This is a genomic window from Mesorhizobium sp. BH1-1-5 (assembly GCF_020165615.1).
GTDB lineage: Bacteria > Pseudomonadota > Alphaproteobacteria > Rhizobiales > Rhizobiaceae > Mesorhizobium.
Window position 1 is genome coordinate 84,992 of the sequence record NZ_JAIUIM010000012.1, and the last position, 13,829, is coordinate 98,820.

Here is a 13,829-nt window from a genome sequence, read left to right on the forward strand (position 1 = left end):
CGCTCGATATAGTCCCATTGCAGGCGGTGCGGTCGTTCGCCCCCGGCAACGTCGGGTTCGACAACAAGGCGGGACGCTGATGCGGGCGGTGCTGGAGCAGTTGGAGGCGCGCCGCGCTGAAGCGCGCCTTGGCGGCGGCCAGAAGCGCATCGACGCTCAGCATGCGAAGGGCAAGCTGACGGCGCGCGAACGGCTCGAAGTGCTTCTCGATGAGGGGTCCTTCGAGGAATACGACATGTACGTCACCCACCGGGCGACCGAGTTCGGGATGGCGAACCAGAAGATCGCCGGCGATGGCGTCGTCACCGGCTGGGGCACGATCAACGGCCGCATGGTCTATGTCTTCAGCCAGGACTTCACCGTCCTTGGCGGCTCGCTGTCGGAGACGCACGCCAGGAAGATCTGCAAGATCATGGATATGGCCGTGAAGAACGGCGCGCCTGTCATCGGTCTCAACGATTCCGGCGGCGCGCGCATCCAGGAAGGCGTGGATTCGCTCGCCGGCTATGCCGATGTCTTCAAGCGCAACGTGGACGCCTCCGGCGTGGTGCCGCAGATCTCCGTGATCATGGGGCCGTGCGCCGGCGGCGCCGTCTATTCGCCGGCCATGACCGACTTCATCTTCATGGTGCGCGACACCTCCTACATGTTCGTCACCGGCCCGGATGTGGTGAAGACCGTGACCAACGAGATCGTCACGGCGGAGGAACTCGGCGGCGCTGGCACGCACACGCAAAAATCCTCCGTGGCCGACGGCGCTTTCGAGAACGACGTCGAGGCGCTGGAGGCGATCCGCAGGCTGTTCGACTTCCTGCCGCTCAACAATCGCGACAAGCCGCCGGTCAGGCCCTTCCACGACGATCCGGCGCGCCTCGACATGCGGCTGGATACGCTGGTGCCCGACAGCGCCAACAAGCCTTACGACATCAAGGAACTGATCCTGGCCATCGCCGACGAGGGCGATTTCTTCGAAATCAGCCAAGCCTACGCCGGGAACATCATCACCGGCTTCCTGCGCCTCGAGGGCCAGACCGTGGGCGTCGTCGCCAACCAGCCTATGGTGCTGGCGGGATGCCTCGACATCGATTCCAGCCGCAAGGCCGCGCGCTTCGTGCGTTTCTGCGATGCCTTCAGCATTCCATTGCTGACGCTGGTCGACGTGCCGGGCTTCCTGCCGGGCACGAGCCAAGAATATGGCGGCGTCATCAAGCACGGCGCCAAGCTTCTGTTTGCCTATTCGCAGGCCACAGTGCCGATGGTGACGCTGATCACGCGCAAGGCCTATGGCGGCGCCTATGACGTGATGGCCTCCAAGCATATCGGCGCCGACGTGAACTATGCCTGGCCGACCGCCGAGATCGCCGTGATGGGCGCGAAGGGCGCGACCGAGATCCTTTATCGCTCGGAACTCGCCGACGCGGACAAGATCGCGGCGCGGACCAGGGAGTACGAGACACGCTTCGCCAACCCGTTCGTGGCGGCCGAACGCGGCTTCATCGACGAGGTGATCATGCCGCATTCCTCGCGCAAGCGCATCGCCCGCGCCTTTGCCGCGCTGCGTGGCAAGAGCCTCGAGCCGCGCTGGAAGAAGCACGACACCATGCCGCTGTGAGGGTCCATGTGCACGCAGGTCCAGATTGACGGAATTCTCTGTTCGACCCCGCGGCAGCTGGCCGCCCGGCTTCGACCCGAAAGACTTGGCGCCGAAAGGCTCCTCGAATGGGTGGATCACCATGGCGAGATGGACTGGTGCCTGTGCGTGATCGACGTGCCCAGGACACTGGAGCGTTCAGCGCTGAAATGGGCACGCCAAGGCGCGTCGGAAATGTTCGTGGTCGAGCGATAATGTTCAGGAAAATCCTCATCGCCAACCGGGGCGAGATCGCTTGCCGGGTCATCAAGACAGCGAAGAAGCTCGGCATAGCAACCGTGGCGGTCTATTCGGATGCCGATCGCGACGCGCTGCATGTCAAGATGGCCGACGAGGCGATCCATATCGGGCCATCGCCGTCCAACCAATCCTATATCGTCATCGGCAAGATCGTCGACGCGGCAAAGGCCGTTGGCGCTGACGCGGTGCATCCCGGCTATGGCTTCCTGTCGGAGAACGCCAATTTCGCCGATGCGCTCAAGGATGCCGGCATCGCCTTCATCGGCCCGCCGGTGGCGGCGATCGAGGCAATGGGCGACAAGATCACCTCCAAACGCATCGCCGCGGCGGCCGGAGTCTCCACCGTGCCCGGTCATATGGACCTGATCGAGGACGCGGACGAAGCCGCGCGCATCGCAGCATTGATCGGCTATCCGGTAATGATCAAGGCGTCCGCCGGTGGCGGCGGCAAGGGCATGCGCATCGCCTGGAACGACGCAGAGGCGCGTGAGGGGTTCCAGTCGTCAAGGAACGAGGCCAAGGCCTCCTTCGGCGACGACCGCATCTTCATCGAGAAATTCGTCACCGAGCCGCGTCATATCGAGATCCAGGTGCTGGGCGACCAGCACGGCGATATCGTCTATCTCGGCGAGCGCGAATGCTCGATCCAGCGGCGCAACCAGAAGGTCATCGAGGAAGCGCCGTCGCCATTCCTCGATCCAGCTACCCGCAAGGCCATGGGCGAGCAGGCCGTCGCGCTGGCGCGCGAGGTCGGCTATTTCTCGGCCGGCACGGTCGAGTTCATCGTCGACGGCACGAAGAATTTCTACTTCCTCGAGATGAACACCCGGCTTCAGGTCGAGCATCCGGTGACGGAACTGGTCACCGGCCTCGACCTCGTCGAGGAGATGATACGCATCGCCGCCGGCGAAAAGCTGCGCTTTGGCCAGGACGATGTGAAGCTCAACGGCTGGGCGATCGAAAGCCGGCTCTATGCCGAGGATCCCTATCGCAACTTCCTGCCGTCCATCGGACGCCTGACTCGCTACCGGCCGCCGGTCGAGGGGCGGCGCGACGACGGCACGGTCGTGCGCAACGACACCGGCGTGTTCGAGGGCGGCGAGATCTCGATGTATTACGATCCGATGATCGCCAAGCTCTGCGCCTGGGCGCCGGAGCGTGGCGCGGCGATCGACGCGATGGCCCGTGCGCTCGACGATTTCGAGGTCGAAGGCATCGGTCACAACCTTCCGTTCCTGTCGGCGGTGATGGCGCAGCCGCGCTTCCGCGAGGGCCGGCTGACCACGGCCTATATCGCGGAAGAGTTCCCGGACGGTTTTCAGGGCGTCGGGCCGGATGATGCCCAGGCGCGTCTGCTGGCGGCCGTCGCGGCCTTCATCAATGCGAGGATCGTTCGCCGGTCGGCACAGATTTCGGGCGCTCTCGCCAATCATCCGCGCGGCATTGGCAAGGACTGGATGGCGACGGTGGCCGATTGTGAATTTGCGTTCGCGATGTTTCAGGACGAGGCGAGCGCCCTCGTCGCCTTTGCCGATGGGCCGAGCCTCACCGTGTCGAGCGACTGGCTGCCGGGCGATAGTCATGCCGCCTTTGTGGTCAACGGCGAGGCGGTGGGCGTGAAGGTGTCGCTCGACGGCTCCGGCCTGCGCCTGCGCTGGCGTGGCATCGACGTCACCGCGTTCGTGCGCTCGCCACGCGTGGCCGAGCTTGCCCGGCTGATGCCGGTGAAAACGCCGCCTGACACCTCGAAGATGCTGCTGTGTCCGATGCCCGGCATCATCACCTCGCTCGCGGTGCAGGTGGGCGACACGGTCGAGGCCGGGCAGACGCTTGCGACTGTCGAGGCCATGAAGATGGAGAACGTGCTGCGCGCCGAGCGTCGGGCGGTGGTGAAGGCGATCGCGGCAAGAGCCGGCGCCAGCCTCGCGGTCGACGAGCTCATCATGGAGTTCGAGTAATGGCCGACAAGCTCCAGCAGTGGCGCGCCCTCGCCGAGAGGGAGGTCAAGGCCGACCCGGACACGCTTGCCTGGCGCACGCCGGAAGGCATGGAGGTCAAGCCTCTCTACACGGCACAGGATCTCGAGGGGAACGACTATCTCGGCGGCTTGCCGGGACAAAAACCGTTCCTGCGCGGGCCGCGTGCAACCATGTATGCCGGCCGCCCATGGACGATCCGGCAATATGCGGGCTTCTCGACGGCGGAGGCCTCCAACGCCTTCTATCGCAAGGCGCTTGCTGCAGGCCAGCAAGGCGTGTCGGTGGCCTTCGACCTTGCCACCCATCGTGGCTATGACAGCGATCACCCGCGCGTCGAGGGCGATGTCGGCAAGGCCGGCGTGGCCATCGATTCCGTCGAGGACATGAAGATCCTGTTCGACGGCATCCCGCTCGACAAGGTCTCGGTGTCGATGACCATGAACGGCGCGGTGATCCCGATCCTCGCCAGCTTCATCGTCGCGGGCGAGGAGCAGGGCGTGCCGCGGGCACAACTCTCGGGCACGATCCAGAACGACATCCTCAAGGAGTTCATGGTCCGCAACACCTACATCTACCCGCCGGAACCCTCGATGCGGATCGTCGCCGACATCATCGAGTACACGGCGAAGGAGATGCCCAAGTTCAACTCGATCTCGATCTCCGGCTATCACATGCAGGAGGCCGGGGCGACGCTGGTGCAGGAGCTTGCCTTCACGCTGGCCGACGGGCGCGAATATGTCCGCGCGGCACTGAAGAAAGGCCTCGACGTCGACGATTTCGCCGGCCGGCTGTCCTTCTTCTTCGCCATCGGCATGAACTTCTTCATGGAGGCTGCCAAGCTGCGCGCGGCGCGGCTGCTGTGGACCCGCATCATGGAGGAGTTCCAGCCGAAGAAGGCTGCCTCGCTGATGCTGCGCACCCACTGCCAGACATCGGGCGTCTCGCTGCAGGAGCAGGATCCCTACAACAACATCGTGCGAACCGCCTATGAGGCGATGAGCGCGGTGCTGGGCGGCACGCAGAGTCTGCACACCAATTCCTTCGACGAGGCGATCGCGCTGCCGACCGAGTTCTCGGCCCGCATCGCGCGCAACACGCAGTTGATCCTGCAGCATGAGACGGGGTGTGACCAAGGTGGTCGATCCGCTGGCCGGCTCCTACTATGTCGAGACCCTGACCAAGGAGCTCGCCGACGCCGCCTGGACGCTGATCGAGGAGGTCGAGGCCATGGGCGGGATGACCAAGGCCGTCCATGAGGGACTGCCCAAGCGCATGATCGAGGAAGCCGCGACCCGCAGGCAGGCGGCGATCGACCGCGCCGACGAGGTGATCGTCGGCGTCAACCGGTACAGACTCGAAGAGGAAGCGCAACTCGACATCCTCGACATCGACAACAAGGCGGTGCGGGCCGCGCAGATCGCCCGCATCGAAACGGTCAGGCGCCAGCGAGATCCCGCAAAGGTCGCGAAGGCACTCGCCGCGCTGGGCCAGGTCGCCCGCTCCGGCGAGGGCAATATCCTGGCGATCGCCGTCGAGGCTGCCAGGGCCCGCGCAACGGTCGGCGAGATATCGGATGTGCTGCGCAAGGTCTTTGGCGACCATGCCGCGGCCCCGAAGGTGGTGCGCAAGGTCTATGATGCCGCCTACCGCGGCGAGCCGGAATACGAGATGTTGGTGAAGCGCCTCGAAGCCCTGCGGGCCGACCGGGGAGAAGCGCCCAGGATATTGGTGGCCAAGCTCGGCCAGGACGGCCACGACCGCGGCGCCAAGGTCATCGCCTCGGCCTTCGGGGATGTCGGGTTCGAGGTCATCGCCGGGCCGCTGTTTCAGACGCCGCAGGAAGCGGCGGACCTTGCGGCGACGATGAAGGTCCATGTGGTGGGCATGTCCTCGCTGGCGGCCGGCCACAAGACCCTGGCTCCGCAACTGGTCGAGGCGCTCAAGGCAAAGGGTGCCTCGGACGTCATTGTGGTGGTTGGCGGCGTCGTGCCGCGCCAGGACTACAAGTACCTCCATGATCACGGCGTGGCCGCCGTCTTCGGGCCGGGCACCAACGTCCTCCACGCAGCCCATGCCGTGCTCGATCTCATGGAGGGCAGGAGACGCAATGCTTAGAGCAGTTCGCCGTTTCCCGGAAAACCCAGAACCGCTCGACCGCACGGACCCTGACGAGATGCCGAGCAGCCATTGACAGGTTACTCGCCAGTAAATTACTACTGATGAGTAACCATGGTACCGATCGGAAAACGGATGAGCGCGCTTTCACTCGCGGAGCCTGCATCGCCCTGGCCGGCCAAGCATGAGAGGAAGCGGGACCGCGCCGTGAAACGCGAGGCCGTGCTCCACGCGGCGGTGCAATCTTTCAACCGGAAGGGGTTTCATGCCACGTCGCTGGACGAGGTGGCGGCGTCGTTGAATGTGACGAAGCCGACGATCTACCACTATTTCGCGAACAAGGACGAAATACTGTTCGAATGCGTCCGGCTGGGCCTGGACGGGATCCGGGTGGCCGCCGAGACGGTCGAGCGCAATGGCGGCAGCGGGTTCGACAGGTTGAAGGCGCTGATGCGCCGCTATGCGATCATCATGACGCAGGATTTCGGCATTTGCGTCACACGCACCGCCGACCACGAACTGTCGCCGCAGGCCAAGGCGCAGTTTCGAGCCCTCAAGCGCGAGATCGATCATACGGTGCGGCGCGTCGTCGCCGACGGGATGCGGGACGGCTCGCTGGCCGCGGGCGACCCCAAGATCGTGACGTTCACGCTGACGGGCGCGCTGAACTGGATCGCGCGCTGGTACGACCCCGCTGGATCGCTCTCGGCGGAGGAGGTCGCGGACGGTTGTGTCGCGACCCTTCTGCTGGGCCTGACGCCCCGTTCCGGAGCTTGAGGGATGCCTATCGCGGACGCTCTTCTGAAACGGTTGCGGCTGCCGGTCATAGCAGCGCCGATGTTCCTGGTTTCGGGGCCGGACCTCGTCGTCGAGGTCTGCCGTTCAGGAGTGATCGGGTCGTTCCCGGCGCTGAACCAGCGCAGCAGCGAAGGCTTCGCGGCCTGGCTGGAGGAGATAAGCGGGCAGCTGGCCGACATCGGCGACAGCGCCGCTCCCTTCGCGGTGAACCTGATCGTTCACAGGTCCAATCCACGCCTTGCCGCCGACCTCGAGATCGTCGCCAGGCATAAGGTGCCGCTGGTCATAACCTCGCTCGGCGCGGTGCGGGACGTGGTCGATACCGTTCATGCCTATGGCGGGCTCGTCTTCCATGACGTCATCAACATCCGCCATGCCGAAAAAGCGGCGCAGGCGGGGGTCGACGGCATTATCGCCGTCTCGGCCGGCGCCGGCGGCCATGCCGGCGCGACCAACCCGTTTGCGCTGCTTTCCGAAGTCCGCTCCTTCTTTCGCGGCACGCTGGTGCTGTCCGGGTCGCTCGCCACGGGCCGCGATATCGCTGCCGCTCGCGTCATGGGCGCCGACCTCGCCTATATGGGCACGCGCTTCATCGCCACGCGCGAGTCGATGGCTCCTGCGGCCTACAAGAACATGATCGTGGCATCGTCATCCGCGGACATCCTCTATACGCCCGCGATATCCGGGGTGAACGCCAATTTCCTGCGCCCCAGCATCGTGGCTGCCGGTCTCGATCCGGACCATCTGCCGGCGCATGCGGAACTTGATCTGAACCATGAAGCCAGGGCCTGGAAGGCGATCTGGTCGGCCGGACAGGGGGTCGGCGCGGTGACGGACGTCCCGCCTGCCGCCGTTCTATGCGACCGTCTGGCGGATGAATACCGCGACGCGATGGCGGCGGCGGGGTCGGATCGGTTCCTGGCGCCACTCACCTCTTCCGATAGGAGCGCCCATGCCTGAGAAACCGGCCATTCTCTACCGGAGCAAGGACGGTGTCGCCGAGATCCGGTTCAACCGTCCCGAGCGGCTGAATGTCCTGGATGTGGAGAGCGCGCGCGGCTTCCACGAGGCGGTGGACAGAGCCCTGAACGAACCCGCGGTGCGTGTCATAGTGGTCGCGGCCGAAGGAAATGCATTCGTCGCCGGCGGCGACCTCGCGCATTTTCGCGCCTCGGCGGACAAGCGTGCCGCCGCGTTCGACCTGATCGATCCGATCCATTCCGCCTTGAAGCGGCTCGCCCAGTCGCCGTCGATCACGCTCGCCAGCCTGAAAGGCGCCGTCGCCGGCGGCGGCATGAGCATCGCGCTCAGCCTCGACCTCGCCATCGCCGCCGACAATTGCCGCTTCAATCTCGCCTATGCCGCGATCGGCGCTTCGCCGGACTGCGGAGGCTCATGGGCGTTGCCGCGCCTGATCGGCCTGCGCAGGGCCATGGAGATAGCGCTTCTGTGCGAGACCGTCCGGTCCGAGGAAGCATTGCGCCTGGGCCTGGTCAACAGGGTCGTCCCGGCGGACGACCTCGCAAGCGAGACCGAAACGCTGGCGAGACGCCTGGCGCAGGGAGCGCCGATTGCGATGGGCCGTATCAAGTCGCTGCTGCGCTCGTCGTGGGATCGCTCATTCGAGGCCCAGCTCGACGCCGAGGGCGAGAGCTTCGGGGTCTGCGCCCTCACCGAAGACTTCTCCGGCGCGGTCGACGCATTCTTCGAGAAGAGAAAACCCCAGTTTCACGGCCGTTGAGCACGACGGCAGGTCGGGAGGAGCATTCATGACAAGACACGCTTTCATAGCGGGCTACGTCCGCACGCCGTTCACCTTTGCAAGAAAGGGCGCCCTTGCGGGCGTGCGTCCGGATGACCTCGGCGCGCATGCGGTAAGAGCGTTGCTGGAGCGGACCGGCGTTGCCGGCGAAGAGATCGAGGACGTCGTCTGGGGATGTGCGTTTCCCGAGGGCGAGCAGGGGCTCAATATCGGCCGCGTCGTCGGCCTGCAGGCGGGCTTGCCGGAGACCACAGCCGGCGTGACCGTCAACCGCTGGTGCGGCTCGTCCATCCAGGCGGTCCAGGTCGCCGCGGGCATGCTTTTGATGAACGCCGGCGATGCTTTTATCGCCGGCGGCACGGAGAGCATGTCGAAGGTGCCGATGATGGGCTTCAACGTGCTTCCCCACCCTTCATGGTCGGACGAGCAGGTCGAGGACTTCGTCAATGTGGGCATGACGGCCGAGCGCGTCTCCAGGCAATTCGGAATCACGCGCGAGGACCAGGATCGCTTTGCCCTCGCGAGCCAGGCCAAGGCACGGGCGGCGCAGAAGAAGGGGCTGCTGGCGCAGGAGATCGCTCCTTATCCGCTCGGCGACACGACGGTCGCCGAGGACGGCTGCGTGCGCGAGACTACGCTCGAAAAGCTCGCCGAGCTGAAGACGGTGTTCCTCAAGGACGGGACGGTGACGGCCGGCACCTCCTCGCCGATGACCGACGGAGCCTCGGCGCTGCTGGTCTGCAGCGAGGAATTTGCGAAGCGCCATGGGCTGGAACTTCTGGCCCGCGTGGAGAGCTTCGCCGTCTCCGGCTGCGCGCCGGGCATCATGGGCATGGGACCTGTCGAAGCTTCGCGCAAGGCCATGGGCCGTGCCGGCCTGACGATGGCGGACATCGATATCGTCGAGATGAACGAGGCCTTTGCCGCCCAGGCGGAAGCCTGCCGCAGGCAGCTCGACATTCCGCATGAGAAGCTCAACATCGATGGAGGCGCAATCGCGCTTGGTCATCCGCTCGGCGCGACCGGCGGCCGCCTCGTCGGCAAGGCCGCATCGCTGTTGCGGCGCGAGAAGGGCAGGCGGGCGCTCGCCACCCAATGCATCGGCGGGGGCATGGGCATCGCTATGGTCCTGGAGGCCGCATGAACGCCGTGGCCAGGATTTCAGCCGCCGCGGGGGTCGAGCGCATCGGCCTGCGTCGTGCCGTCGTGATCGGGGCCGGCTCGATGGGCGGCGGCATCGCCGCGCAGCTCGCCAATGCCGGCATAGCGGTCGACCTGCTCGATGTACCGGGATCCGATCCGGCCAGCAGGAACGATCCGGCGCAAAAGGGCGTCGAGCGCCAGCTCAAGGTCGGCGGCTTCATGACGCCTGCCGCGGCGGGGCTCGTGCGTCCAGGCAACATCGCCGACGACATGCCGCGCCTGGCGGAGGCGGACTGGATCGTCGAGGCGATCGTCGAGGAGGTCGGCGCCAAGCGCGCGCTGTATCGCCAGATCGACGCGGTGCGCAAGAAGGGCTCGCTGGTTTCGTCGAATACCTCGACGATCCTGCGCGAGGCACTCCTGGACGGGATGCCGCGCGAGTTCGCGTCCGACTTCGTCATCACGCATTTCTTCAATCCACCGCGCGTGATGCAACTCGTGGAAATCGTCTCGGGCGACGAAAACCCGGCCGCGATCATAGGCACTGCCAGGGACTATTGCGAAACGGCTCTCGGCAAGACGACTGTCGACTGCAGGGACACGCCCGGATTCATCGCCAACCGGATCGGCTGCTACGCGCTGGCGGTCGCGGCCATAGAAGCCATTCGGCAGGGCGTGAGCGTCGAAGAGGCGGACGCCGTCATGATGGCTTTGGGAGCGCCGCGCACTGGGGTCTTCGGTGTTCTCGACCTGATCGGCCTGGACCTCATCCCGCATGTCTGGGGCAGCCTGATGTCGGCGCTGCCCGGTGCGGACGACCTGCAGAATTTCGACCTGCCAGGCACGAAGCTGGTTCAGGACCTGCTGGCAGCGGGACGCCTTGGCCGCAAGAGCGGCGAGGGTTTCTACAGGCTGACGCCGCAAAAGACCAAGCAGGCGCTGGATCTCGCGACCCAGGACTATCGTGATGCGCGGCCTTTCGACCTCCGGCAGTTGCCGGGCGACGGAAAGGATCTTGCAGCGCTTCTCGAAAGCGACGAGCGGCTTGGACGCTATGCCTGGACGGTCTTCGCCAACCTCGTCGGCTATGTCGACAGGATAGCCGACGACATCAGCCTCGACCGCAGCGACATCGATCGTGCGATGATCCTCGGCTATGGCTGGTCGCAGGGCCCGGTGGCGCTGGCCCGGCGCTATGATGGCGCCCGGCTTGCCGCCCGGTTTACCGCCGAAGGCCGCGCCTTGCCGGCGCGCCTGCTCGAGACGGCGCCCGTCCGCGCCGGACGCGGCACGACCGCCCCGGCGTTGTCGATCGCCTCGCTCCGCGAGCAAGACAAGGCGGTCGTCGAGAACGAGGCGGCCTCGCTCTGGGACATGGGCGAAGGCATTGCGTGCCTTCAATTGCACACGAAACTCAACAGTTTCGCGCCGGCTGTCTTCAGCGTGCTGGAAGCCTCGCTGGAGCATGTCCGTTCTTCGTTCTCGGGCCTCGTCCTCGGCAATGACGATCCGCGCGCTTTCTCGGCGGGAGCCGATCTGCGGGCCTTTCTCGGCATGATCGAGCGCAAGGACTGGGTAGCGCTCGATGCCTATATCGAAGAGGGCCAGGACCTGTTCCTGCGCATGAAATACGCGCCGTTTCCGGTGGTCGCCGCCGCGCATGGCCTGGCGCTCGGCGGCGGCTGCGAGTTCATGCTCCACTGCGACGCGATCGTCGCCCATGCAGAGCTGAACGCGGGGCTGCCCGAGACCAAGGTCGGCATCATCCCCGGCTGGGGCGGCGGCACCCAGCTGCTCAGGCGCGCGGCGCTGAACCCGTCTGTTCCGCGCGGGCCGGCTGCAAATGCCGCGGCCGTCTTCGACGTGATCTGGCGCGCCGCGGTCTCGACGTCGGCGCTCGACGCGCGCGGCCTCGGCATGCTCTTGCCAACCGATCGCATCGTCATGAACCGCTCCCACCTTCTTGGCGCCGCCAGAAGCTTTGCGATGGAGCTCGCTCGCGACTACGTCGCGCCGGAACGCACGTCGATCGCGGTTGCCGGACGCTCAGGCTATCTGTCGCTGACCAACAGCGTCCGGGCCTCCCGCAATCTCGGCCAGATCAGCGACGCCGACGTCGCCATAGCCGAAGCCCTGGCCGGCGCGCTTACCGGCGGCGATACGGCAGCGGCGCATCTCGACGAGACGCAGATCATGACGCTCGAGCGCAAAGCATGTGTCGGACTGGCCAAGCTTCCGGCGACCGCCGCGCGCATTGAGCACATGCTCAAGACCGGCAAACCCTTGCGCAACTGAAAGGCCACGATGTCCCGCTACGACGAGCTGATGGCTTTCCGGTTCCCGGAGATCGTGCACGACTATGGTGCGCGTGAGACCATCCTCTACGCGCTGGGCGTTGGGGCCGGCGATCCGCCGGACGATCCCGGGGAACTGCGGCATGTCTACGAGAACGGCCTGATCGCGCTGCCGACCATGGCGGTCGTTCTTGCCTATCCGGGAAACTGGTATCGCACGCTCTCGCCCGGTCTCGACGACACGCTGACAGTGCACGCTTCGGAGCGCTTCGAACTCCATCGACCGTTGCCGGTCGCCGCCTCACTTGTCGCAACGCCAAGGATCGTCGCGATATATGACAAGGGAGCCGGCCGGGGTTCGCTGGTCGTGAGCGAAAGGGTGATTGCGGACCGGTCGACCGGCGAGGCGCTCGCGACGGTTACCCAGACCGCGTTCTGCCGAGGTGACGGCGGCCTGGGCGGGCCGGTGATCGCGCCGCCCAAACCGCATCAGCTTCCCGACCGGAATTCGGACGCGGCCATCGACATGCCCCCCGCATTGCGGTCGGCGCTGATCTATCGCCTTTCCGGCGACGACAATCCGCTGCATGTCGATCCGGAATTCGCCCGCGGGGCCGGGTTCCCCAGGCCCATCCTGCATGGTCTTGCCACCTATGGCCACATCGGGCGCGCGATATCAAAGGCCTTGCGCGGCGATAGTTCGGCCTCGATCAAGACGATGGACTGCCGCTTCACGGCACCGGTGTTTCCAGGCGACGTCCTGTCCATCTCGCTTTGGCGCGACGGCCATGTCGTCAGCTTCAGGGCCAAGGTAGGCGAACGCGTCGTGGTCGACAACGGCCTGGCCGCCTTGGAGTGAAAAATCGCAGGAGGCTTGGGAATGAGAGCGATGTCGATCTTGGGAGAGGATGACGATGGCCGATCGCGCGAGCGTATCTGAGGCGATCCACGGCAACCACGCAGGCATCGGAGCGCCGATCTTTCGAACGCCTTCGAACGCGTTCAGCGTTAAGATCCCGAAAGTACCTTGTCATCTCTTCGAGGAAGAGCGGCTGGCGGCTCTCGATGATGCCACGCCAGCGGGCGCCATCGCTCTCGATCTGTCGGCGCGTTTGGGGTTGGCTTATCCGGCAACCACTCCCAGCCTGCTGGCGCGATACCTGATCCTCGACGACAGTTCCGCGCTCGAGCTCTCCACCAACGCCACCGGCGAAATGTACTATGTGGCCTCCGGCCATGGCGCTTCGAGCAAGGGCGACGTCAAGCTCGAATGGCAGGCCGGAGATGTGTTCTGCATGCCGGGCGGCGGAGTCACAACGCACAGAGCCGGGCGCGGGCGCGCGCTGCTGCTGCAATGCACCGACGAGCCGATGCTGAACTTCCTCGGGGTTCGGCCCAGGGATCCGGCCGACGGCGTGATAAAGCCGACGCTTTACAGAGGCTCCGAGATCGACCTGATCCTCAAGGATGTCCACTCGCGGGCCGGAACGGATGTCGCCGGCAAGGCGGTTTTCTGCACGACACCCATAGGCGAGGCGACCAGCACCGTCACGCCAATGATGGTGGGCGTGATCAACACCCTTGAAGCCGGTGGCGATCAGCGCGCCCATCGCCACAACGCGGTGGCGCTGACGTTCTGCATCCAGGGCGAGGGGTGTCATTCCGTCATCGAAGGCCAGCGCGTCGATTGGCGCAAATTCGGCGTCATGGTCACGCCGCCCACCGAAGCCCACTCGCATCACAACCGCGGCCAGGAATTGATGCGCAGTTTTGTCATGCAGGATTCCGGTCTTTACTACCACACGAGGGCGGTCGGCTTCGCTTACTGCGATTAGAACACGGCCGGG

9 protein-coding genes and 1 pseudogene are annotated in these 13,829 nt (G+C 65.5%); all 10 read left to right on the top strand.

Annotation, left to right across the window (positions count from 1 at the left end):
- Positions 1-79 precede the first annotated feature (79 nt).
- The 10 genes and pseudogenes from LB572_RS17645 to LB572_RS17690 all read left to right on the top strand — a co-directional run bounded on the left by LB572_RS17645 (position 80) and on the right by LB572_RS17690 (position 13,817).
- A complete protein-coding gene (locus tag LB572_RS17645) occupies positions 80-1,612 on the top strand; it encodes an acyl-CoA carboxylase subunit beta (RefSeq protein WP_224668582.1) in 1,533 nt (510 codons plus the stop codon).
- A 233-nt stretch (positions 1,613-1,845) separates the two neighbouring features.
- Positions 1,846-3,849 (top strand): acetyl/propionyl/methylcrotonyl-CoA carboxylase subunit alpha, encoded by a 2,004-nt coding sequence (locus LB572_RS17650; RefSeq protein WP_224668583.1) that lies wholly within the window; start codon positions 1,846-1,848, stop codon positions 3,847-3,849.
- Positions 3,849-5,985, top strand: a pseudogene (gene scpA / locus LB572_RS17655) (methylmalonyl-CoA mutase). Before LB572_RS17650 ends, scpA begins: the two are co-directional and overlap by 1 nt.
- Before the next feature lie 135 nt (positions 5,986-6,120).
- On the top strand, positions 6,121-6,762 hold the full coding sequence (locus LB572_RS17660; RefSeq protein WP_224668584.1) for a TetR/AcrR family transcriptional regulator: 642 nt from the start codon (positions 6,121-6,123) through the stop codon (positions 6,760-6,762).
- Positions 6,763-6,765: 3 nt separating this feature from the next.
- Positions 6,766-7,743 carry an NAD(P)H-dependent flavin oxidoreductase gene (locus tag LB572_RS17665; RefSeq protein WP_224668585.1) on the top strand — a complete coding sequence of 326 codons (978 nt, stop codon included), beginning with the start codon at positions 6,766-6,768 and terminating at the stop codon, positions 7,741-7,743.
- Positions 7,736-8,524, top strand: coding sequence for an enoyl-CoA hydratase/isomerase family protein (locus LB572_RS17670; protein ID WP_224668586.1), 789 nt, complete (start codon positions 7,736-7,738; stop codon positions 8,522-8,524). The genes LB572_RS17665 and LB572_RS17670 overlap by 8 nt, the downstream gene beginning before the upstream one ends.
- Before the next feature lie 28 nt (positions 8,525-8,552).
- On the top strand, positions 8,553-9,689 hold the full coding sequence (locus LB572_RS17675; RefSeq protein WP_140806664.1) for a thiolase family protein: 1,137 nt from the start codon (positions 8,553-8,555) through the stop codon (positions 9,687-9,689).
- Entirely contained in the window at positions 9,686-11,983 is a 2,298-nt protein-coding gene (locus LB572_RS17680) for a 3-hydroxyacyl-CoA dehydrogenase/enoyl-CoA hydratase family protein (RefSeq protein WP_224668587.1), read from the top strand. The genes LB572_RS17675 and LB572_RS17680 overlap by 4 nt, the downstream gene beginning before the upstream one ends.
- A 9-nt stretch (positions 11,984-11,992) precedes the next feature.
- A complete protein-coding gene (locus LB572_RS17685; protein WP_224668588.1) occupies positions 11,993-12,841 on the top strand; it encodes a MaoC/PaaZ C-terminal domain-containing protein in 849 nt (282 codons plus the stop codon).
- A 55-nt stretch (positions 12,842-12,896) separates the two neighbouring features.
- Positions 12,897-13,817: a cupin domain-containing protein gene (locus LB572_RS17690; RefSeq protein ID WP_224668589.1), complete on the top strand. Its 921-nt coding sequence runs from the start codon at positions 12,897-12,899 to the stop codon at positions 13,815-13,817.
- The last annotated feature ends 12 nt before the right edge of the window (positions 13,818-13,829 follow it).